General features: G+C 53.9%; 19 protein-coding genes. 15 read left to right on the forward strand and 4 right to left on the reverse strand.

The genetic code is table 11. The annotated features are described in order from the left end of the window. The first annotated feature begins 58 nt into the window (after nucleotides 1-58). The 3 genes from dgt (at nucleotide 59) to ACSZO1_RS05335 (ending at nucleotide 4,471) form a co-directional block, all read left to right on the forward strand. Nucleotides 59-1,555 carry a dGTPase gene (dgt, locus tag ACSZO1_RS05325; protein ID WP_437610257.1) on the forward strand — a complete coding sequence of 499 codons (1,497 nt, stop codon included), beginning with the start codon at nucleotides 59-61 and terminating at the stop codon, nucleotides 1,553-1,555. A gap of 147 nt (nucleotides 1,556-1,702) precedes the next feature. After that, the gene (gene degP / locus ACSZO1_RS05330; protein ID WP_437610259.1) at nucleotides 1,703-3,142 is read left to right on the forward strand and encodes a serine endoprotease DegP; all 1,440 of its coding nucleotides are present in this window, start codon (nucleotides 1,703-1,705) and stop codon (nucleotides 3,140-3,142) included. A 171-nt stretch (nucleotides 3,143-3,313) separates the two neighbouring features. Further along, a complete protein-coding gene (locus ACSZO1_RS05335) occupies nucleotides 3,314-4,471 on the forward strand; it encodes a CdaR family transcriptional regulator (protein ID WP_437610261.1) in 1,158 nt (385 codons plus the stop codon). A 39-nt stretch (nucleotides 4,472-4,510) separates the two neighbouring features. On the opposite strand, the gene ACSZO1_RS05340 is transcribed toward ACSZO1_RS05335, so the two are convergent. From ACSZO1_RS05340 to map, 4 genes are all read right to left on the reverse strand, one after another. Continuing rightward, on the reverse strand, nucleotides 4,511-4,903 hold the full coding sequence (locus tag ACSZO1_RS05340; protein ID WP_437610263.1) for a DUF3461 family protein: 393 nt from the start codon (nucleotides 4,901-4,903) through the stop codon (nucleotides 4,511-4,513). 243 nt (nucleotides 4,904-5,146) lie between these two features. Further along, a complete protein-coding gene (dapD, locus tag ACSZO1_RS05345; protein WP_437610265.1) occupies nucleotides 5,147-5,971 on the reverse strand; it encodes a 2,3,4,5-tetrahydropyridine-2,6-dicarboxylate N-succinyltransferase in 825 nt (274 codons plus the stop codon). A 198-nt stretch (nucleotides 5,972-6,169) separates the two neighbouring features. Beyond that, complete coding sequence (gene glnD, locus ACSZO1_RS05350) at nucleotides 6,170-8,824, reverse strand: bifunctional uridylyltransferase/uridylyl-removing protein GlnD (protein WP_437610267.1); 2,655 nt, start codon at nucleotides 8,822-8,824, stop codon at nucleotides 6,170-6,172. Between the two features lie 87 nt (nucleotides 8,825-8,911). Next, nucleotides 8,912-9,706: a type I methionyl aminopeptidase gene (gene map, locus ACSZO1_RS05355; protein WP_437610269.1), complete on the reverse strand. Its 795-nt coding sequence runs from the start codon at nucleotides 9,704-9,706 to the stop codon at nucleotides 8,912-8,914. A gap of 318 nt (nucleotides 9,707-10,024) precedes the next feature. On the opposite strand from map, the gene rpsB reads away from it, so the two are divergent. The 12 genes from rpsB (at nucleotide 10,025) to fabZ (ending at nucleotide 22,920) form a co-directional block, all read left to right on the forward strand. Beyond that, a complete protein-coding gene (rpsB, locus tag ACSZO1_RS05360) occupies nucleotides 10,025-10,750 on the forward strand; it encodes a 30S ribosomal protein S2 (protein ID WP_437610271.1) in 726 nt (241 codons plus the stop codon). Nucleotides 10,751-10,932: 182 nt separating this feature from the next. Beyond that, on the forward strand, nucleotides 10,933-11,781 hold the full coding sequence (tsf, locus tag ACSZO1_RS05365; protein WP_437610273.1) for a translation elongation factor Ts: 849 nt from the start codon (nucleotides 10,933-10,935) through the stop codon (nucleotides 11,779-11,781). Nucleotides 11,782-12,188: 407 nt separating this feature from the next. Beyond that, nucleotides 12,189-12,914 (forward strand): UMP kinase, encoded by a 726-nt coding sequence (gene pyrH, locus ACSZO1_RS05370; RefSeq protein WP_013507944.1) that lies wholly within the window; start codon nucleotides 12,189-12,191, stop codon nucleotides 12,912-12,914. Nucleotides 12,915-13,043: 129 nt separating this feature from the next. After that, entirely contained in the window at nucleotides 13,044-13,601 is a 558-nt protein-coding gene (frr, locus tag ACSZO1_RS05375; protein WP_437610276.1) for a ribosome recycling factor, read from the forward strand. A 244-nt stretch (nucleotides 13,602-13,845) separates the two neighbouring features. Then, nucleotides 13,846-15,048: a 1-deoxy-D-xylulose-5-phosphate reductoisomerase gene (gene ispC / locus ACSZO1_RS05380; protein WP_437610278.1), complete on the forward strand. Its 1,203-nt coding sequence runs from the start codon at nucleotides 13,846-13,848 to the stop codon at nucleotides 15,046-15,048. 175 nt (nucleotides 15,049-15,223) lie between these two features. Further along, complete coding sequence (ispU, locus tag ACSZO1_RS05385; RefSeq protein ID WP_437610280.1) at nucleotides 15,224-15,976, forward strand: (2E,6E)-farnesyl-diphosphate-specific ditrans,polycis-undecaprenyl-diphosphate synthase; 753 nt, start codon at nucleotides 15,224-15,226, stop codon at nucleotides 15,974-15,976. A gap of 18 nt (nucleotides 15,977-15,994) precedes the next feature. Next, the gene (cdsA, locus tag ACSZO1_RS05390) at nucleotides 15,995-16,846 is read left to right on the forward strand and encodes a phosphatidate cytidylyltransferase (protein WP_437610281.1); all 852 of its coding nucleotides are present in this window, start codon (nucleotides 15,995-15,997) and stop codon (nucleotides 16,844-16,846) included. Nucleotides 16,847-16,860: 14 nt separating this feature from the next. Next, nucleotides 16,861-18,210, forward strand: coding sequence for a sigma E protease regulator RseP (rseP, locus tag ACSZO1_RS05395; protein ID WP_437610283.1), 1,350 nt, complete (start codon nucleotides 16,861-16,863; stop codon nucleotides 18,208-18,210). 54 nt (nucleotides 18,211-18,264) lie between these two features. Beyond that, nucleotides 18,265-20,661, forward strand: coding sequence for an outer membrane protein assembly factor BamA (gene bamA / locus ACSZO1_RS05400; RefSeq protein WP_437610285.1), 2,397 nt, complete (start codon nucleotides 18,265-18,267; stop codon nucleotides 20,659-20,661). 119 nt (nucleotides 20,662-20,780) lie between these two features. Then, entirely contained in the window at nucleotides 20,781-21,278 is a 498-nt protein-coding gene (skp, locus tag ACSZO1_RS05405; protein ID WP_437610287.1) for a molecular chaperone Skp, read from the forward strand. A 3-nt stretch (nucleotides 21,279-21,281) separates the two neighbouring features. Continuing rightward, nucleotides 21,282-22,307, forward strand: coding sequence for a UDP-3-O-(3-hydroxymyristoyl)glucosamine N-acyltransferase (lpxD, locus tag ACSZO1_RS05410; protein ID WP_437610289.1), 1,026 nt, complete (start codon nucleotides 21,282-21,284; stop codon nucleotides 22,305-22,307). Nucleotides 22,308-22,464: 157 nt separating this feature from the next. Next, entirely contained in the window at nucleotides 22,465-22,920 is a 456-nt protein-coding gene (gene fabZ / locus ACSZO1_RS05415) for a 3-hydroxyacyl-ACP dehydratase FabZ (protein ID WP_013507953.1), read from the forward strand.

A 22,920-nucleotide genomic window follows, 5' to 3' on the forward strand; every position in this document is an offset into this window, starting at 1 on the left:
TGGTGCATAGTTTATCACGGTTGCCCCGATAATATTCACACACCTGGTGAGAGGATTTATGGCAGAGATTAATTTCAGGAAGAAAATCAGTTTCCAGCGGCCATACAATAACCGTGAAGAGCCACCAGTGGGTGAATATAATATTACCCGCCATTTTGAAAGCGATCGCGGGCGAATTATTAATTCAGCGGCGATTCGCCGTCTGCAGCAAAAAACCCAGGTGTTCCCGCTGGAGCGTAATGCGGCTGTGCGCTCACGGCTGACCCATTCGCTGGAAGTGCAACAAACCGGACGTTATATCGCCAAAGAAATTATTGAAACGCTGAAATCGAACGGCGGGCTGGAACAATATGGCCTGAATGATTTCGCGGGCGCATTTGAAAGCCTGGTGGAGATGTCCTGCCTGTTGCATGATGTGGGCAATCCGCCGTTTGGTCATTTTGGCGAGTCAGCCATTAACGACTGGTTTCATGATAATTTGCCTGCCCAGCTGGTGAATCCGCAGAATTGCGACCTGTCCGGCGAACAGGAACGTGCGGCCTTCAATGAACTGAATGCGATGATTCGCCAGGACTTGTGCCATTTTGAAGGTAATGCGCAGGCGATTCGCCTGGTGCATTCGCTGCTGCAACTGAACCTGACTTATGCGCAGGTTGCCTGCATTTTAAAATATACCGCGCCTGCCTGGTGGCATGGTGAGAAACCGGCGCAGTACAGCGTATTAATGAAAAAGCCCGGTTTTTATCTTTCCGAGCAGGAGTATATTGCCGAGCTGCGTGCGGCGACGCATATTGACGAACATCATCGTTTCCCGCTGACCTATATTATGGAAGCGGCGGACGATATTTCTTACTGTATTGCTGACCTCGATGATGCGGTGGAAAAAGCGATATTTAATGTTGATGCGCTGTATGAATTTCTTGAGCAGGCATGGGGAAAATCGCGTACTGGCGATGCGTTTTCCCGTACTGTCGGCTATGCCTGGAAAATGGCCAATGGCAGCGGACGTTTCCGCAGCAAGAGCGACCAATTCTTTATGTCATTGCGCGTCAGCGTACAGAATGTGCTGGTGGCTTACGCGGTTAAACGCTTTGTGGAGAATCTGGACGCGATTTTCGCCGGCAATTTCAATCATGCATTGTTAGAAGATGAAGGTGACGAAGGGCGGTTACTGGCGATATTTAAAGCGGTGGCGCGTAAGCATGTATTTAATCATTCCGAAGTCGAGCAGCTGGAGCTGCAGGGTTATCGCGTGATGAAGGGGCTGCTGGATATTTATAAGCCGCTGCTGGAATTGAGTTATGAGGATTTCACCACGCTGATGAATGAGGATTTCCTGAAAGGACGGCCAATTGAAACCCGGCTGTTCCATAAGCTTTCCACCAAACACCGCAAAGCCTATCAATACAAAATGCGTACCATCATTGTGGAACATAAGTACCAGCGCCTGCTGTGGGAACGTTATTATCGTGCCCGCTTACTGCAGGATTATATTAGTGGCATGACCGATCTGTATGCCTGGGATGAATATCGTCGACTGATGGCGGTAGAGTAACTTTTGCTGCGCGAAGTTTTGTAAAGATTGAGCATAAATTTTTACCATTACCAAATACTTAAACATGAACTTCGCGTTAAAAAATTAATCTTACCATCGTGACCACAGCAATGGTCTGCTTCATTGTCAGAGACGAGAAACCAACGAATGAAAAAAGCAACCTTAGTATTGAGTGCACTGGCTCTGAGCCTGGGTATGGCGATGAATCCAGTGACGGCCAGTGCCGCTGAAACGGCATCCTCCTCCAGCCAGCAACTGCCGAGTCTGGCACCGATGCTGGAAAAAGTGATGCCTTCCGTGGTGAGTATTAATGTGGAAGGCAGCACCACGGTGCGTACGCCACGTTTACCACAGCAATTCCAGCAATTCTTTGGTGATAATTCGCCTTTCTGTCAGGACGGCTCGCCTTTCCAGAGCTCACCGATGTGTCAGGGCGGTGGCGGTGAAGGGCAGGAAGGGGGGGATAATACTCAGCAGGAGAAATTCCGTGCGCTGGGGTCCGGTGTGGTGATTGATGCCACGAAAGGCTATGTCGTCACCAACAACCATGTGGTGGATAACGCCACCAAAATTCAGGTGCAGCTGAGCGACGGCCGTAAATACGATGCCAAAGTGATTGGCAAAGATCCGCGTTCGGATATTGCGCTGATCCAGTTGCAGGACTTTAAAAATCTGACGGCGATTAAGCTGGCGGATTCCGACGATCTGCGCGTCGGCGATTACACCGTCGCGATTGGTAACCCGTATGGTCTCGGCGAAACCGTGACTTCCGGGATTGTTTCGGCGCTGGGTCGCAGCGGCCTGAACGTCGAGAACTATGAAAACTTTATCCAGACTGATGCGGCAATTAACCGTGGTAACTCCGGTGGTGCGCTGGTTAATCTGAACGGTGATTTGATCGGGATTAACACCGCGATTCTGGCGCCGGATGGCGGCAATATCGGTATCGGCTTTGCTATCCCGAGTAATATGGTGAAAAACCTGACGGCGCAGATGGTGGAATTCGGTCAGGTGAAACGCGGTGAGCTGGGGATTATGGGCACCGAGCTGAACTCCGAACTGGCGAAAGCGATGAAGGTGGATGCCCAGCGCGGCGCCTTTGTCAGCCAGGTGCTGCCAAACTCCTCAGCGGCGAAAGCCGGGATTAAAGCGGGCGATGTGGTGGTTTCAATCAATAAGAAACCGATCTCCAGCTTCTCGGCGCTGCGTGCGCAAATCGGCACGCTGCCTGTCGGCAGCAAACTGGAACTCGGCCTGCTGCGTGATGGCAAACCGGTTACGGTGAATGTGGAACTGCAACAGAGTACGCAGAACAAAGTAGAGTCCGGCAATATCTACACCGGTATTGAAGGTGCTGAGCTGAGTAATGCGGAAGTCAAAGGTCAGAAAGGCGTGAAGGTTGACAGCGTGAAGCCAAATACGGCGGCGGCGCGTATCGGTCTGAAAAAGGATGATGTGATCCTTGGTGTGAACCAGCAGCCGGTCACTAACCTTGGCAAGCTGCGTAAAATCCTCGACAGCAAGCCTTCTGTGCTGGCGCTGAATATTCTGCGTGGCGACAGTTCTATCTATCTGGTAATGCAGTAAACCTCTGACGTGTCGCGGCTCCGGCCGCGGCACGTTTTTCCTTCTTCCTCGTTCCATATGTGATGTTCCCCGCAATTTTTGCAGCTAATGCACAGCTCTGTGCGTTTGCACAATGTTTCGCCTCAGACTCCCCGGTATGCTGAATATCCCTATGCATTACAGGAGTGTTTGATGGCCACCTATCATCTCGACGCCCGCCTCGCCCAGGATATCGTCGCCCGGACGATGAAAATTATTGACAGTAATGTCAACGTGATGGACGCACGGGGCCGAATTGTGGGCAGCGGCGATCGGGAACGTATTGGGGAAATGCACGAAGGTGCATTGCTGGCACTGTCGCAGGCGCGTGTGGTGGATATCGATGACGCGGTCGCGAAACACCTGCACGGTGTGCGTCCCGGGGTCAATTTACCGCTGCGTATTGACGGCGAGATTGTCGGCGTCATCGGCCTGACGGGTGACCCGGTCGCGCTGCGCCACTATGGCGAGCTGGTGTGTATGACAGCGGAAATGATGCTGGAACAGGCGCGTCTGCTGCATATGCTGGCGCAGGACAGCCGTCTGCGTGAAGAGCTGGTGCTGAACCTGATCCGCAACGAAACTCTGACGCCAGCGCTGACCGACTGGGCGCAGCGGCTGGGTATTGACCTCAATCAGCCGCGTGTGGTGGCGGTGGTGGAAGTGGACAGCGGTCAGCTGGGTGTCGACAGTGCGATGTCCGAACTGCAACAGCTGCAAACCCTGCTGACCACGCCGGAACGCGATAATCTGATCGCTATCGTTTCACTGACCGAGATGGTGGTGCTGAAACCGGCGCTGAATGCCCATGGCCGTCACGATCAGGACGATCACCGCCGTCGCGTTGAGCAACTGTTGTCGCGGATGAAGGAGAGTGGTCATCTGCGTATCCGTATTGCACTGGGCAATTACTTTACCGGGCCCGGCAGTATTGCTCGCTCCTACCGCACTGCGCATACCACCATGCTGGTCGGTAAGCAGCGTATGCCGGATCAGCGCAGCTATTTTTATCAGGATCTGGTATTGCCAGTGCTGCTGGACAGTCTGCGTGGCGGCTGGCAGGCGAACGAGTTATCACGCCCACTGGCGAAGCTGAAGGCGCTGGACACCAATGGCCTGTTGCGGCGCACGCTGATTTCTTGGTTCAGTAATAACGTCCAGCCTTCCGCCACGGCGAAAGCGCTGTTTATTCACCGTAATACCCTTGAGTATCGGCTGAATCGTATTTCTGAACTGACGGGGCTAAATTTGAGTAACTTTGACGACAGGCTGTTGCTGTATGTGGCGTTGCAGCTGGATGAGCAACCCTGAGCAAGAGGCGGGCGGAACGATGTCCGCCCGTGGTGCAGATTAACGGCCGTTACGGGTTAATTTTTCCAGATCGGCTTCAATCTCGGTGATCTTGTTGGAGACCACGCTCTCCAGATGGCGCAGATCGTCGAGGATCTTACGTTTCAGGTCCACTTCCACCTGGTCGCGCTGGCAAATCTGATCCAGCTCATCAATCACATAGCGCAGATTCGGGCTGATTTCCTGTACTTCTTTATAACCCTGGCCGAGGCTGTCGCCGACCACGGTTTTGCGCTGGCGCGGATATTTAAATTTCACGCTTTTGGCGAAGAATTCGCCTTTATCTTTGCGGAAATAGATTTTCAGAATGTCGTTGCTGGCTTCCTGACGCAGGCTGTAACGGTCGATATCGTCGGGATTGGTAATACCGAGGCTCTTCAAATTATCGTACATAGTCTTGATTCCTTTTGCGGAAAAATGTGAATTCGGCTGCGCGCGTATTTGCTCGTCCCGTACTCAGCTGAGTATATGTGAAAATTAAAAAAGCATGCGGAAGAGCGGCCTGCGCTTAACTGGCGCGGATTATCGCCTGGAATATAAACAAACGCATCTGTTTATTCGTTGCGCAAAACAACTCGGGAAAAACGAAAGTGTAAAGAAAAAATTACGGGCCACAGGATGTGGCCCGCAGAGGAATTAGTCGATGGTGCGCAGCAGTTCGTTGATGCCCACTTTGCCACGGGTCTTGGCGTCGACTTTTTTCACGATAACCGCGCAGTACAGGCTGTAGCTGCCATCTTTGGATGGCAGGTTGCCGGAAACCACCACGGAACCTGCTGGTACGCGACCGTAATGAACTTCACCGGTTTCACGATCGTAGATTTTGGTGCTCTGGCCGATATAAACGCCCATGGAGATCACCGCACCTTCTTCCACGATCACGCCTTCAACGATTTCAGAACGCGCGCCGATGAAGCAGTTGTCTTCGATGATGGTCGGGTTTGCCTGCAGCGGCTCCAGTACGCCACCGATGCCAACGCCACCAGACAGGTGCACGTTTTTACCGATCTGTGCACAGGAACCAACGGTTGCCCAGGTGTCCACCATGGAGCCTTCATCAACATAAGCACCGATGTTGACATAAGACGGCATCAGTACGGTGTTACGGGCGATAAACGCACCCTGACGTACGGCTGCTGGCGGCACCACACGGAAGCCTTCGTTTTTAAAGCGAGCTTCGTCGTAACCGGCAAATTTCATTGGAACTTTGTCGTAGTAACGGCTCTCTGCACCATCAATCACCTGATTGTCATTGATGCGGAAAGAGAGCAGTACCGCTTTCTTCAGCCACTGGTGGGTGACCCACTGGCCGTCGATTTTTTCCGCTACGCGCAGGGCGCCGCTGTCCAGCAGGCTGATCACCTGGTTCACCGCTTCGCGGGTAACGGTATCGGCGTTGGCTGGCGTGATTTCGGCACGGCGTTCAAAAGCCGCTTCAATAACATTCTGCAATTGTTGCATGAGGTAACGTTTCCTGTATCAAATCCTGTAATGGTCAAACATCTCCCCGGAACAGTCCCTTCCCCCGAATCACGGGGAAAGTGAGGATGGGGGATAATACACGCCTGATCGTTGACGCGTATTTCCCCACCCAACCCTCCCACCACAGGTGGGGGAGGGGGAATAACGGGCTTCGGAGAATCGAAAAGTAAATCTCGGTCACACTTTATCGTTTGGATTAAGTGCTTCTGTCAACCGTTGTTGCAACACATTGCATAATTCGCCATCAAGTGCGCGACGATCGCTGTTGGCGAGAATAAATAAATCTTCCACCCGTTCGCCGATGGTGCTGATGCGTGCGCCATGCAGCGAGACGCCTAAATCGGCGAACACTTCACCCACCCGCGCCAGCAGGCCGGGCTGATCCAGTGCCACCAGTTCCATATAAGTGCGGCGGTCGGTGTGGCCGGGTAAAAAGTTGACGGCGGTATCGACGTTAAAGTGCTTCAGTTTCGCCGACTGGCGGCGGGTACGCGGTGGTGTCCAGGTGGTCTGGGTGATCGCCTGCTCCAGCGCCTGGCGGATCAGCGGGTGGCGATCCGGCGACAGCGGGCTGCCATCCGGCTCCAGTACGATAAACGTATCCATCGCCATGCCATCGCGGCTGGTAAAGATCTGGGCATCATGCACGCTCAGGTTACGGCGATCCAGTTCACCCGCGACCGCGGCAAACAGGTATGGGCGATCCGGGCTCCAGATAAAGATCTCGGTGCCGCCGCGGGTGGCCTGCGGGCTGACCAGCACCAGCGGCTGTGTCAGATCATGATGCAGCAGATGGCGCGCGTGCCATGCCAGCTGGTTAGGCGTATGGCGCAGGAAATAATCCGCGCGGCAGCGGCTCCAGATATCGTGCAGGGCTTCTTCATTGATATTGTCCATCCGCAACAACGCCAGCGCCTGCAGACGGTGATGGCGCACGCGTTCGCGCAGATCCGGGCTGTTGTCCATGCCGCGACGCAGCTGTTTTTCGGTGGCGAAAAACAGTTCACGCAGCAGGCTCTGCTTCCAGCTGTTCCACAACGTTTCGTTGGTGGCGCAGATATCCGCTACCGTCAGACACACCAGATAACGCAGCTGGTTTTCATTCTGCATCACTTCGGCAAACTGCTGGATAACCGTCGGGTCCTGAATATCGCGGCGTTGCGCCGTCACTGACATCAGCAGGTGATGACGCACCTGCCAGGCAACCAGCTGCATTTCACGCGAATTGAGGCCGTGCAGTTCGGCAAACTCCAGCACGTCCTGCGCGCCGAGAATTGAGTGGTCGCCGCCACGTCCTTTGGCGATATCATGGAACAACGCCGCCATCAGCAGCAAATCCAGCTGCGGCAGGCGTGGCCACAGTTCCACACACAATGGATGGCGTGGACGTGTCGCTTCATCAGCAAAGCTTTCCAGCTTCTGCAGCACGCGGATGGTATGTTCATCAACGGTATAGGCGTGGAACAGGTCAAACTGCATCTGCCCGACGATGCTGCTCCACTGCGGCATATAGGCCGACAGCACGCTGTGGCGATGCATCGGCACCAGCGCCCGGCTGACTGCCCCTGGGTGGCGCAGAATCGACAGAAACAGCTGGCGCGCCTGTGGAATGGTACACAGTGGCGCTTTCAGGTTGCGGCGGGCATGGCGCAGCTGGCGCAGAGTGGTGGAGTAGATGCCAGTGATATGCTGGTTGCGCACCATGGTGTAGAACAGGCGCACAATCGCTTCCGGCTGGCGTTCGAACAGGGTTTCATCACGCAGGTCGATCAGGCTGCCGCGCAGCTGGAAATCGTCATCAATCGGGCGTGGCTTCTCATCTGCACCCAGCGCCAGAATCGCTTCATCAAACAGTTGCAGCAGCATCTGGTTCAGCTCGCTGATGCGATGGGTGACGCGGTAGAAATCCTTCATCATCCGTTCGACCGGCTCGTTGCCTTCGCCCTGATAATTGAGGCGCTGCGCCACATTCAGCTGGCGGTCAAACAGCAGACGGTTGTCATAACGCGTCAGCGTCAGATGCAGGGCAAAGCGAATGCGCCATAAGAAACACTGGCACTCCAGCAGTTCATGGCATTCGGCCCGGGTCAGGAAGCCAAAGCCGACCATCTCTTCCATTGAGGTGGCGCCAAAGTGACGACGTGCCACCCACTGCAGGGTGTGGATATCGCGCAGGCCACCCGGGCTGCTTTTGATATCCGGTTCCAGGTTGTAACTAGTGCCGTGGTAGCGGGTATGGCGCTCCTGCTGTTCGTTGATTTTGGCGGCAAAAAAGTCGGCGGAGGGCCAGAAACCGTCGCTGAACACGTTCTTCTGCATTTCGAGGAACAGCGCGACATCGCCGGTCAGCATACGTGATTCGATCAGATTGGTGGCGATGGTCAGGTCAGACAGCCCTTCCTGCAGGCACTCAGCCAGCGAGCGCACGCTGTGGCCGACTTCCAGTTTCAGGTCCCACAACAGCGTAATCAGTTCGCCCGTGCGCTGAGCGGCATGCTCATCGAGCGGCGCGCGGCTGAGGATCAGCACGTCAATATCAGACAACGGGTGCAGTTCACCGCGTCCATAACCACCAACCGCGACCAGTGCGATATCTTTCATGGCCTTAAAGCCGTAGAAACGCCACAGACGGCGCAACAGCCGATCAATAAATTTGGTACGTGCGGCGATTAACTCTTCGGCCGCTATACCGGCATCGAATGCATCGGCCAGCGACTGGTTAAACACATCCAGATGCTGTTTAAGGATTTCACGTGTCAATTGCGCGTCATCCCACTGGAGGGGGGATACCCGCAGCCCACTGTTTATTTGTTCTGTCACGCTATTGCTCATCTGCGCTCTCTCTGTGGGGGGAAGGTTGCGGCCATAAAAAAGCCGGCTTTGGCGCCGGCTCGGTTTACGTTGCGTCACGGGCAGGGATTAGCCCTCGTTGACCAGCACTCTTTCAATGGTGTCGTCTTTACGCAGCGTGAGAATTTCACAGCCGTTTTCTGTCACCACAATAGTATGCTCGTACTGCGCGGACAAGCTGCGATCTTTAGTTTTTACGGTCCAGCCATCTTTCATGCTGCGAATACGGTAATCACCGGCGTTGACCATCGGCTCGATGGTGAAGGTCATGCCTGCCTGCAGCACCACGCCGCCATCATCCGCGTCATAGTGCAGCACCTGCGGCTCTTCATGGAAGCCTTTACCAATGCCGTGACCGCAATATTCACGTACGACGGAGAAGTCCTGCGCCTCGACAAATTTCTGGATCTCACGGCCCAGGGTACGCAGGCGAATGCCTGGCTTCACCATCCGCAGCGCCAGGTACAGGCTTTCCTGCGTCACACGGCACAGTCGTTCACCCTGAATGGTCGGCTTGCCGGCGATAAACATCATTGAGGTATCGCCGTGATACTCGTCTTTAATGACGGTGACGTCGATATTGACGATATCACCGTCTTTCAGCACTTTTTCGTCGCTCGGGATGCCGTGGCACACCACTTCGTTGACAGAAATACACACCGATTTTGGGAAACCGTGATAGCCGAGGCAGGCGGAAACCGCGTGCTGCTCATTGACAATATACTCATGGCACAGACGGTCTAACTCTGCTGTCGTGACGCCGGGTTTGACGTAAGGTCCAATCATCTCCAGCACGTCGGCTGCCAGACGACCAGCGACGCGCATCTTTTCGATTTCTTCCGGGGTTTTTATAGAAATTGCCATTAATTTTGTCCGTTGTTGTCGTCATTTTCGACAATAATGATGCTAGTGGTGCAATGTTAACAGCCTGCCCAGGCCGTGCCAAATGCAGTTTGTGCCGCGGCGGGCGACTGAACAATTATTGGCGTCACCGGTGACTTTATGGTATAAAGCGCGCCGACGATTCTCTGTACGACAGATAATGCCGGACAGGAAACGCATAAATCTCACTATGTGTAAATAACACACACGTATCGACACCGTACGCCGGGGTGCCTGTAACAGGGTCGGTTGTAGGGGATACGTGGAGGCTTAACCCCATACATTTATTTAGAGGTAATCATGGCAACTGTTTCCATGCGCGATATGCTCAAAGCTGGTGTTCACTTCGGTCACCAGACCCGTTACTGGAACCCGAAAATGAAGCCATTCATCTTCGGCGCACGTAACAAAGTTCACATCATCAACCTTGAGCAGACCGTACCAATGTTCAACAACGCTCTGGCGGAACTGAACAAGATCGCATCTCGCAAAGGTAAGATCCTGTTTGTTGGTACTAAGCGCGCTGCAAGCGAAGCGGTGAAAGATTCAGCTCTGAGCTGCGACCAGTTCTTCGTTAACCACCGCTGGTTGGGTGGTATGCTGACTAACTGGAAAACTGTTCGTCAGTCCATCAAACGCCTGAAAGATCTGGAAACTCAGTCTCAGGACGGTACTTTCGACAAACTGACCAAGAAAGAAGCACTGATGCGTGCTCGTGAACTGGCCAAGCTGGAAAACAGCCTGGGCGGTATCAAAGATATGGGCGGTCTGCCGGATGCACTGTTTGTAATCGATGCTGATCACGAACACATCGCAATCAAAGAAGCCAACAACCTGGGTATTCCAGTATTTGCGGTTGTTGATACTAACTCTGATCCAGATGGCGTTGATTTCGTTATCCCTGGTAACGACGATGCGATCCGTGCTGTAAGCCTGTACCTGACTGCAGTGGCTATCACTGTACGTGAAGGTCGCTCTCAGAACATCGCTGAGCAGGCTGAAGAGAGCTTCGCTGAAGCTGAATAATAAGGTTTGCTCGTTACAGAGCCCTTAGAAATCAGATAACGATCTGTAAGGGGCCTGCTCAGGCCCCTTTATTTTATCCAAGTCTGTCACGCTGGCCGAACCGGCAAGCGGGGCAGAGTAAATTTTCCGCAACAACTCTCTGCGAGTGTATACGCACCCTGAGACGAATCGAGGATTCTGGAATGGCTGAAATTACCGCTGCACTGGTAAAAGAACTGCGTGAGCGTACTGGCGCAGGCATGATGGACTGCAAAAAAGCGCTGACTGAAGCGGCTGGCGACATCGAGCTGGCGATTGAGAACATGCGTAAATCTGGTGCGATCAAAGCTGCTAAGAAAGCAGGCAACGTTGCTGCTGACGGCGTGATCAAAACCAAAATCGCTGACGGCTTCGCGGTAATCGTTGAAGTTAACTGCCAGACCGACTTCGTAGCAAAAGATGCTGGTTTCCAGGCGTTTGCTGACAAAGTGGTTGATGCTGCTGTCGCGGGCAAAGTTACTGATGTGGAAGTTCTGAAAGCGCAGTTCGAAGAAGAACGCGTAGCACTGGTTGCGAAAATCGGTGAGAACATCAACATCCGTCGTGTTGCTATCTTGGACGGTGCTGAGCTGAACAGCTACCAGCACGGTGCTCGTATCGGCGTTCTGGTTTCTACCAAAGGCGCTGACGAAGAGCTGAGCAAGCAGATTGCTATGCACGTTGCGGCAAGCAAGCCTGAGTTTGTTAAGCCAGAAGACGTGTCTGCTGAAGTGGTTGAGAAAGAGTACCAGGTACAGCTGGACATCGCGATGCAGTCTGGTAAGCCAAAAGAAATCGCAGAGAAAATGGTTGAAGGCCGTATGAAGAAATTCACCGGCGAAGTTTCTCTGACCGGTCAGGCTTTCGTAATCGATCCAGCTAAAACTGTTGGTCAGGCGCTGAAAGAGAAAAACGCTGACGTGATCAACTTCATCCGCTTTGAAGTGGGCGAAGGTATCGAGAAAGTTGAAACCGACTTCGCAGCAGAAGTTGCTGCCATGTCTAAGCAGTAAGACATGGTTTTAAAAGAGCCGCCTCAGGGCGGCTCTTTTTTGCCCGTCGTCTTTGACGCTACAGCTGCGTTGCTGCGCTCACTCACCCGAATCACTGGCTGATGCCAGCGCATCGGGATTCATTCGCTCGCGCCTTGCTGTAACGCTAATGACTGAGGGCAAATGAAGCTCTATTTAGGGCCACGCTTTTCAGTCTCATCCCAATAGCAATTTATGTTGTCTAAGCGGATGATACATCAGATTTTACCCGTCATAATTCAGGTTGCCGGTGCGTTGGCTGCGCCAGCTCACCCCGGTCACATAGCTATCTATGCTCCCGGGGATTTGCAGGCTTACCGCCTTCCTGCAACGCGAATTATTCAGGGAAAACGTCTCCAATTTGATGCTAGCTTCCAGGAAAAATGACCATGGCTACCAATGCAAAACCTGTATATCAACGTATCCTGCTAAAACTGAGTGGCGAAGCACTGCAAGGTGCTGAAGGCTTTGGTATCGACGCAAGCGTGCTTGATCGTATGGCGCAAGAAGTGAAAGAGCTGGTCGAGCTCGGCATTCAGGTGGGCGTGGTGATCGGCGGTGGTAACCTGTTCCGCGGTGCTGGTCTGGCGCAGGCGGGAATGAACCGTGTGGTCGGCGACCATATGGGGATGCTGGCAACGGTAATGAATGGCCTGGCAATGCGTGATGCGCTGCACCGCGCTTATGTCAATGCGCGCCTGATGTCTGCTATCCCGCTGAACGGCGTGTGCGACAACTACAGCTGGGCGGAAGCGATCAGCCTGCTGCGTAACAACCGCGTGGTGATCTTCTCCGCCGGTACTGGCAATCCGTTCTTTACCACCGATTCTGCTGCCTGCCTGCGTGGTATCGAAATCGAAGCCGATGTGGTGCTGAAAGCCACCAAAGTTGACGGCGTCTACTCTGCCGACCCGGTGAAAAACCCGGATGCCACTCTGTACGAGCAGCTGACCTATGCTGAAGTGCTGGATAAAGAGCTGAAAGTGATGGATCTGGCGGCCTTTACCTTGGCGCGCGACCATCAGTTGCCTATCCGCGTGTTCAATATGAACAAGCCGGGCGCACTGCGTCGCGTCGTGATGGGTGAAAAAGAAGGCACGCTGATTACGCATTAATATCAGTCAGGGCATAAAATAGGGTATATTCTGGGGGCGCGCGGCGAAGTCATGCGCTCCATTCAGGATTATTTAAACGGGCCTTCCTTGCTGAGGCCTGCCTGGTAACCAGAATCCAAGGGTTCCAACGTGATTAACGACATCAGAAAAGATGCTGACACGCGCATGGATAAATGCGTTGAAGCATTCAAAAACCATATCAGCAAAGTGCGCACTGGCCGCGCTTCTCCTTCCATCCTTGATGGTATCGTGGTGGAGTATTACGGTACGCCGACGCCACTGCGTCAGCTGGCTAACGTCACCGTAGAAGATTCCCGTACGCTGAAAATCAACGTCTTCGACCGTTCTCTGAGTGCGGCGATGGAGAAAGCGATTATGGCCTCTGATTTGGGTCTGAACCCAAGTTCAGCAGGCACGGATATTCGTGTGCCATTGCCACCACTGACGGAAGAGCGTCGTAAAGACCTGATCAAAGTGGTGCGCGGCGAAGCAGAGCAGGGACGTGTTTCCGTGCGTAACGTGCGTCGTGATGCCAACGACAAAGTTAAGGCACTGCTGAAAGACAAAGAAGTCAGTGAAGATGAAGAGCGTCGTTCACAGGATGATATCCAGAAAATGACCGATGCTTACATCAAGAAGATCGATACCGCGCTGGCGGAAAAAGAAGCGGAACTGATGGAATTCTGATTCCTGTATGCCCTAAATAATTCGAGTTGCAGGAAGGCGGCGAGTCCGCGAGTCCCCGGGAGCATAGATAACTATGTGACTGGGGTGAGCGGATGAAGCCAACGCATCTGCAACTTGAAGTATGACGGGAATATGCGCCGTTGAAACGCCGTCCAGATCCCCTTCAGCAGAATGGCGGATCTGGCGGCGTTTTGCATTTTGATACGTCAATGCGGCAGGCATTGGCCCTCAGGCAGAACAAAACATGAAGCAATTGACCATCCTTGGTTCGACCGGTTCCATTGGCGTCAGTACTCTGGCGGTGGTGCGTGAAAATCCTCATCTGTATGCGGTAAAGTCGCTGGTCGCCGGGCGTAACGTCACGAAAATGGTGGAGCAGTGCCAGCAGTTTCGTCCTGCGTATGCCTGTATGAGTGACGAAGCCTCCGCACAGGCGCTGCGCCAGCAGCTGGGCGCCCTGAATATCGCCACCGAAGTGATGGCTGGTGAGCAGGCCGCCTGTGAGCTGGCGGCGCTGGAGGATGTGGATCAGGTGATGGCGGCGATTGTTGGTGCGGCCGGCCTGTTGCCGACGCTGGCGGCGATTCGCGCCGGGAAAACGGTGTTGCTGGCCAATAAAGAAGCGCTTGTCACCTGCGGCCGCTTATTTATGGATGCGGTGCGTCATTCCGGGGCGCAGCTGCTGCCGATCGACAGCGAACACAACGCCATTTTTCAGAGTTTACCTGCTGCCATCCAGCAGCAGTTGGGTTACGCTGACCTCAGGGATAACGGCATTGACAGCGTTATTCTCACGGGATCGGGTGGCCCGTTTCGTGACACGCCGCTGGACACACTGCACTGTGTGACACCGGATCAGGCGTGCGCGCATCCGAACTGGTCGATGGGACGTAAAATTTCCGTCGATTCGGCCACCATGATGAATAAGGGTCTGGAATACATCGAAGCCCGCTGGCTGTTTAATGCGACTGATGCTCAGATGGAAGTGATTCTGCACCCGCAATCGGTGATCCACTCCATGGTGCGTTACCGGGATGGCAGTGTGATTGCGCAGTTGGGTTCTCCTGATATGCGCACGCCGATCGCCCATGCCATGGCCTGGCCACAACGCGTCAGAGCCGGGGTAACGCCGCTGGATTTCACCCGTATGGGGGCGCTCACCTTCTCTGAGCCTGACTTTGCACGCTACCCTTGCCTGAAACTGGCAATGGATGCCTGTAAGCAGGGACAAGCATCGACCACCGCGCTCAATGCGGCGAATGAAATTGCCGTTGCGGCATTTTTGCAAACGCAGATTCGTTTCACTGATATTGCCGCCATCAATGCGGCGGTGCTGGCTGGGCTTTCCTGTGCTGAGCCGGACAGTGTGGAGGCGGTGCTGGCTATCGATCAGCAGGCGCGTGCCACTGCGCAGGATCTGCTGCCGCGCTTTGTCGTCAGTCGCTAATTCAACGATTTGCGGAGCCGCTATTTGTTCGCGCGGCCGGAAATGGTATAGTCTCCGGCTAGCGCTGAGTAAAGCAGCGCCTGCAGAGAGCCGTGTGGAACACGGCTTTTTTGCGCCAGCGTGCAGAGTATTCAGAGGCCGTTGTATTTCTGATTAAAGGAAATAATTACGCGTTATGTCGTCCGAAAATCTATTAAAAACCGATGACCAACCCGGGACTGGCCCCCGCCATGTGGCCATCATTATGGATGGCAATGGTCGCTGGGCAAAGAATCAGGGCAAAATGCGCATCTCCGGTCATAAAGCGGGAGTGAAGTCGGTACGTCGTGCCGTCAGTTTCGCTGTGAGTAATAAGCTCGAGGCACTCACGCTTTATGCCTTCAGTAGTGAAAACTGGAGCCGTCCGCCACAGGAGGTGTTGGGGCTGATGGAGCTTTTTAGCTGGGCGCTCGACAGCGAAGTAAAAAGTCTGCACAAGCACAATGTTCGTTTGAGAATTATCGGTGATATCAGCCGGTTTAACTCACGTCTACAAGAGCGTATTCGTCGCGCAGAGGAACTTACTCAACAAAATAACGGATTAACTCTCAACATTGCCGCGAATTATGGCGGCCGTTGGGATATCATTCACGGCGTCAGACAGATTGCCGAACAGGTGCAGGAAGGATTGCTTCGTCCCGATCAAATCGAAGAAGAAACCCTTTCGCAGCATCTTTGTCTGAACGAACTGGCGCCAGTGGATCTGGTAATAAGGACCGGGGGAGAACACCGTATCAGCAACTTCCTGCTGTGGCAGGTGGCCTATGCTGAGTTTTACTTTACGGATGTTCTCTGGCCTGACTTTGATGAACAAGTTTTTGAAGGTGCAATGAATGCTTTCTCTCACCGAGAGCGCCGGTTTGGCGGCGCAGCACCTGGTGGCGCCTGAGCGCACTGGGGGTAACATTTGCTGAAGTCTCGTCTGATTACAGCGTTCATACTGATACCTCTGGTGATCGCAGCGTTGTTCCTGCTGCCGCCATCAGGCTTTATGATCATTACTTTAGTGGTTTGCATGCTGGCAGCATGGGAGTGGGGCCAGTTTGCTGGCTTTACCTCGCGTTTTCAGCGTCTCTCCCTGGCGGCGATCTGCGGCGTGCTGCTCGCCGTGATGGCGCAGTCGCTCCCTGTCCATGATGCACAGTTGCCGGCAATCAGCCTGTGGCTGTGGACATCCCTCGCCTGGTGGCTCGCGGCGCTGGTGCTGGTGCTGTTTTATCCGGCGTCGGCGTCTCTTTGGCGTCAGTCACGTTTCCTGCGCCTGGCCTTCGGTATTCTGACTATCGTGCCTTTCTTCTGGGGCATGCTGGCATTACGTTACTATCACTACGAACTGGATCACTTCGCGGGTGCCTGGTGGCTGCTGTATGTGATGGTCCTCGTATGGGGCGCAGATTCCGGCGCGTATATGTTTGGTCGCCTGTTTGGCAAACGCAAGCTGGCACCGAAAGTGTCGCCAGGCAAAACCTGGGAAGGCTTCTTTGGCGGTTTGCTGACTTCGGCGCTGATTTCCGTGCTGTTCGGCAACTTCGCACCGCTCAGTGTGGAACCTGTCGCGCTGCTGGTGTGCTCGGTGACGGCGGCACTGGCCTCGGTGCTGGGCGATCTGACCGAAAGTATGTTCAAGCGTGAAGCCGGTATTAAAGACAGCGGCAACCTGATCCCGGGTCACGGTGGCATTCTCGACCGTATCGATAGCCTGACGGCAGCGGTGCCAGTATTTGCCTGCCTGCTGTTGCTGGTGTTCAGAACCCTATAGAGGACGCCGTTGCCATGTTAAGTGTGCTGTGGAGCTTTGCTGCTTTTATCGTCGCGCTGGGCGTGTTAATCACCGTGCACGAATTTGGCCATTTCTGGGTGGCGCGCCGCTGTGGTGTGAAAGTGGAGCGTTTTTCGATCGGGTTTGGCAAGGCGCTGTGGCGACGTCGCGATCGTCAGGGCACTGAATATGTGCTTGCGCTGATTCCGCTGGGCGGCTACGTCAAGATGCTCGATGAGCGAGTGGAAAGCGTGCCGCCTGAACTGCGCCACCAATCCTTCAACAATAAAACCGTGCTGCAGCGTGCGTCGATCATTGCCGCCGGTCCCATCGCCAACTTTATTTTCGCCATCTTTGCTTACTGGCTGGTGTTTATCCACGGAGTCCCTGGTGTTCGTCCGGTTGTTGGCGAAATTCTGAGCGGTTCGGTGGCGGCGGAAGCGCAAATTGCCCCAGGTATGGAACTAAAAGCAGTCGACGGTATCGAAACGCCTGACTGGGAAGCTGTACGCATGGCGCTGGTGGGGAAAATTGGCGATGACCAGACGACCCTCAGCGTCGCGCCATTCGGTTCTGCACAGACCACGGAAAGGACGCTTAATTTACGCGACTGGCACTTCGAGCCTGACAGGCAGGACCCGGTGGTGTCGTTAGGTATCCGGCCGCGCGGACCAGAGATTGAATCGGTACTGGCTGAAGTGCAGGCGGGCTCACCTTCCAGTGAAGCAGGTTTGCAAGCGGGCGACAGGATCGTTAAAGTCGATGGTCAGCCGTTAGGGCAATGGCAAAATTTTGCCACCCTGGTGCGGGATAATCCGGGTAAAGCGATTGCGCTGGACGTTGAGCGGGAAGGGGAAGTCATCAGGCTGAACCTGACGCCAGCGGAGAAACCGGGCAACAGTGCGGAAGGTTTTGCCGGCGTGATACCACGCGTGCTGCCTCTGCCAGACGAATATAAGACGGTGCGTCAGTATGGACCGTTTGCCGCAATTGGTGAGGCCACGGCGAAAACCTGGCAACTGATGAAGCTGACGGTCAGCATGCTTGGCAAGCTGATCACCGGTGATGTGAAGCTGAATAATCTGAGCGGGCCGATTTCGATCGCGCAGGGCGCCGGGATGTCAGCAGAGTACGGGGTAATTTATTATCTGATGTTCCTCGCGCTAATCAGCGTGAACCTTGGGATAATTAACCTGTTCCCGTTACCGGTTTTAGATGGTGGGCACTTGCTCTTTCTGGCGATCGAAAAGATCAAGGGAGGACCGGTGTCCGAGCGAGTTCAGGACTTCAGCTACCGTATCGGCTCAATTTTGCTGGTGCTGTTAATGGGGCTTGCACTATTCAATGATTTCTCACGCCTGTAACCGCCGCAAGGCGCCTGCAGGCACGGGACGTGTTAGGAAGAACGCATAACAACGATGGCGATGAAAAAGTTGCTCATAGCGTCGCTGCTGTTTAGCAGCGCCACCGTATACGGTGCAGACGGGTTCGTAGTGAAGGACATTCATTTCGAAGGACTGCAGCGAGTTGCCGTCGGTGCGGCCTTGCTCAGCATGCCCGTGCGCCCTGGTGATACCGTCTCTGATGAAGACATCAGTAATATCATCCGCGCCCTGTTCGCCACCGGAAACTTCGAAGACGTGCAGGTACTGCGTGACGGCGATACGCTGATCGTGCAGGTAAAAGAGCGTCCAACCATTGCTAGTATCACTTTTGCCGGTAACAAAGCGGTGAAAGAGGACATGCTGAAGCAGAATCTGGAAGCGTCTGGCGTGCGCGTGGGGGAAGCCCTCGACCGCACCACCATCTCGTCCATCGAGAAAGGGCTGGAAGATTTCTACTACAGCGTGGGTAAATACAGCGCCAGCGTGAAAGCGGTGGTGACGCCACTGCCACGTAACCGTGTTGACCTGAAACTGGTGTTCACCGAAGGCGTGTCTGCGCAGATCCAGCAGATCAACGTGGTCGGTAACAAAGCGTTCAGCTCTGAAGAGTTGATCTCCCGTTTCCAGCTGCGCGACGAAGTGCCGTGGTGGAACGTGGTCGGCGATCGTAAATACCAGAAACAGAAACTGGCGGGCGACCTTGAAACCCTGCGCAGCTTCTATCTGGATCGCGGTTATGCGCGCTTCAATATCGATTCCACGCAGGTCAGTCTGACGCCGGACAAGAAAGGCATTTATATCACTGTTAACATCACCGAAGGCGATCAGTACAAGCTTTCTGGCGTGGTGGTGAACGGCAGCATGGCGGGTCACTCTGCGGAAGTGGAAAGTCTGACCAAAATCGAGCCGAGCGAGCTGTATAACGGCGCGAAAGTCACCCGCATGGAAGATGACATCAAGAAAATGTTCGGTCGTTACGGCTATGCTTACCCGCGTGTGGTAACCCAGCCGGAAATCAACGATGCGGATAAAACCGTGAAGCTGCATGTTAACGTCGATGCGGGTAACCGCTACTACGTGCGTAAAGTGCGCTTCGAAGGTAACGACACCTCAAAAGATTCCGTTCTGCGTCGCGAAATGCGTCAGATGGAAGGTGCATGGCTGGGCAGCGACCTGGTTGAGCAGGGTAAAGAGCGTCTGAACCGTACTGGTTACTTTGAAACCGTGGATACGGATACCCAGCGCGTACCTGGCACTACCGATCAGGTTGATGTGGTGTACAAGGTGAAAGAGCGTAATACCGGTACCTTTAACTTCGGTATTGGTTACGGCACTGAGAGCGGTGTCAGCTTCCAGGTCGGCGTGCAGCAGGAAAACTGGCTGGGCACCGGTAATACCGTGGGCATCAGCGGCACCAAAAACGACTACCAGACTTATGCTGAGTTCTCTCTGACCGATCCGTACTTCACGGTGGATGGTGTCAGCCTCGGTGGGCGTATTTTCTATAACGACTTTAAAGCGGATGATGCGGACCTGTCCGACTATACCAACCGCAGTTATGGTGTCGATGGTACGCTGGGCTTCCCTATCAACGAGAATAACACCCTGCGTGTGGGTCTCGGCTATGTGCATAACGACCTGTCGGATATGCAGCCGCAGATCGCCATGTGGCGTTATCTGGAGTCGATGGGCCAGGAGCCGGGCAAAGACTTCTCTGCTGACGACTTCACCTTTAACTATGGCTGGACGTACAACACCCTGGACCGTGGCTTCTTCCCAACGGCCGGTAACCGTACCAACCTGAATGGTAAGGTGACGATTCCGGGATCGGACAACAGCTTCTACAAAGTGACGCTGGACACCCAGCAGTATATGCCGATCAATGACGATCGTACCTGGGTACTGTTGGGCCGTGGCAAAGTGGGTTATGGCGCGGGCTTAAGCGGTAAAGAGCTGCCGTTCTACGAGAACTTCTACGCCGGTGGTTCCAGCACGGTGCGTGGTTTCCGTTCGAACAACATCGGTCCAAAAGCGGCGTACTACAATAACAACTCGTCTTACTGTTCCGGTACGGGTGTGGTGCTGTGTAACTCTGACGATGCAGTCGGTGGTAACGCGATGGCGGTCGCCAGTGCAGAACTGATTACGCCAACGCCATTCCTCAGCGAGAAGTATTCAAACTCAGTACGTACTTCGCTGTTTGTGGATGCCGGTACGGTATGGGATACCAACTGGGAAAACACCTCTGAGACGCTGGCTGAGGGGATTCCTGACTACAGCAAGCCGAACAATATCCGTGTTTCTGCTGGCCTGTCGCTGCAATGGATGTCACCACTGGGTCCACTGGTGTTCTCCTACGCGCAGCCGGTTAAAAAGTATGATGGAGATAAGGCAGAGCAATTCCAGTTCAACATCGGTAAAACCTGGTAATGTACTGCGCACGGAAGCGAGACAAGTAAGTATCGCCTTGCCAGACGGCAGCCTGCGAGCTGGCGGTGGCAGGGAAAACATGTGTCTGTGACACAAACGGTGATGGTAAGGAGTTTATAGTGAAAAAGTTGTTGTGTGCCGCAGGTCTGGGTCTTGCTTTAGCTGTTTCAGCTGGCGCTCAGGCTGCTGACAAAATTGCAGTGGTAAACGTTTCCAGCATTTTCCAACAGTTACCGGCGCGTGCGACAGTTGCCAAGCAGCTGGAGAATGAGTTCAAAGGCCGTGCGACTGAGTTGCAGGGGCAGGAGCGTGATCTGCAAACCAAAATGCAGCGTCTGCAGCGCGACGGTTCAACCATGAAAGCTAGCGAACGCAGCAGCATGGAAAAAGACATCATGGCGCAGCGTGAAGCTTTCGCTTCTAAAGCTCAGGCATTCGAGCAGGATAACCGCCGTCGCCAGAACGAAGAACGTAACAAAATCCTGAGCCGTATCCAGGATGCTGTGAAGAAAGTGGCTGACAGCGAAGGTTACGACGTTGTTATTGATGCGAACGCAGTTGCTTACGCAACTAACGCTAAAGACATCACTGCTGATGTTCTGAAACAGGTTAAATAAGACATGTCTTCAATTCGACTGGCTGATTTAGCCCAGCAGTTGGATGCAGAATTGCACGGAGATGGCGATATCGCCATCTCCGGCATTGCTTCTATGCAATCCGCCCAGAACGGTCAGATCACTTTTTTAGCAAACAGCCGCTACCGCGAGCAGCTCGCCAGCTGTCAGGCTTCAGCCGTGGTGCTGACGGAAGCGGATCTGGAGTGGTGCCACAGCGCTGCACTGATCGTTAAAAATCCGTATCTGACTTACGCGCGTATGGCGCAACTGTTGGATACCACGCCGCAACCGGCACAGAATATTGCACCGAGCGCGGTCATTGACGCGACGGCGAAACTTGGCGCTAACGTGTCTGTCGGCGCTAATGCGGTGATCGAGTCTGGCGTTGAGCTGGGCGATAACGTGGTGATTGGCGCTGGGTGCTTTATCGGTAAGAACACCCGTATTGGCGCAGGCACCCGCCTGTGGGCCAATGTTTCCGTTTACCATGAAATCCGCATCGGTGAGCATTGTCTGATTCAGTCAGGCACCGTCATTGGTTCTGATGGCTTCGGTTATGCCAACGATCGTGGCAATTGGGTGAAAATCCCGCAAATTGGCAGCGTGGTGATTGGTGATCGCGTTGAGATTGGTGCCTGTACCACAATTGACCGTGGTGCACTGGATAACACTCAGATCGGCAATGGTGTTATCATAGATAACCAGTGTCAGATTGCACATAACGTTGTAATTGGTGACAATACCGCAGTTGCGGGTGGTGTCATCATGGCGGGCAGTCTGAAAATTGGCCGTTACTGTATGATTGGTGGTGCCAGCGTCATTAATGGTCACATGGAAATTTGTGACAAAGTGACGGTGACCGGGATGGGCATGGTGATGCGACCTATCACCGAACCTGGGGTATACTCCTCGGGCATTCCGCTGCAACCCAACAAAACCTGGCGTAAGACTGCCGCGTTGGTGATGAATATCGATGAATTAAGCAAGCGCTTGAAAAACATCGAACGCAAGGTTGGTAAAGACGACTAAGCGACCACCCCGCGTCTGCCCGGCTTCATAAATACAATAGGCGAAGCCGGGAAAGTCAGACATACGGAAACAGAATTTGCGGCCTGCGGACGATCCTGCGGATCTTTGCAGGCCGTGTTATTAATGCCATCGGATTTTTTAGGACAGGAAGAGTATTTTGACTACTGAAACTCATACTCTGAAAATTGAAGAGATTTTAGAATTACTACCACACCGCTATCCTTTTTTGCTGGTAGACCGCGTGCTCGAGTTTGAAGAGCATAAGTATCTGCGCGCTGTGAAGAATGTCTCGGTCAACGAACCGTTTTTCCAGGGGCATTTCCCTGGTAAGCCGATTTTCCCAGGTGTCCTGATTCTGGAAGCAATGGCGCAAGCCACTGGCATCCTGGCGTTTAAAAGCGTCGGTAAACTGGAACCAGGCGAACTGTACTACTTTGCCGGTATCGATGAAGCGCGCTTCAAGCGCCCTGTGGTGCCAGGCGACCAGATGATTATGGAAGTCACTTTCGAGAAAACCCGTCGTGGTCTGACCCGATTCAAAGGCGTCGCCACCGTTGACGGTAAAATTGTCTGCGAAGCAACCATGATGTGTGCCCGCAGCCGGGAGGCTTAA

The organism is Erwinia sp. V71, from assembly GCF_965644245.1.
Lineage (GTDB): Bacteria > Pseudomonadota > Gammaproteobacteria > Enterobacterales > Enterobacteriaceae > Erwinia.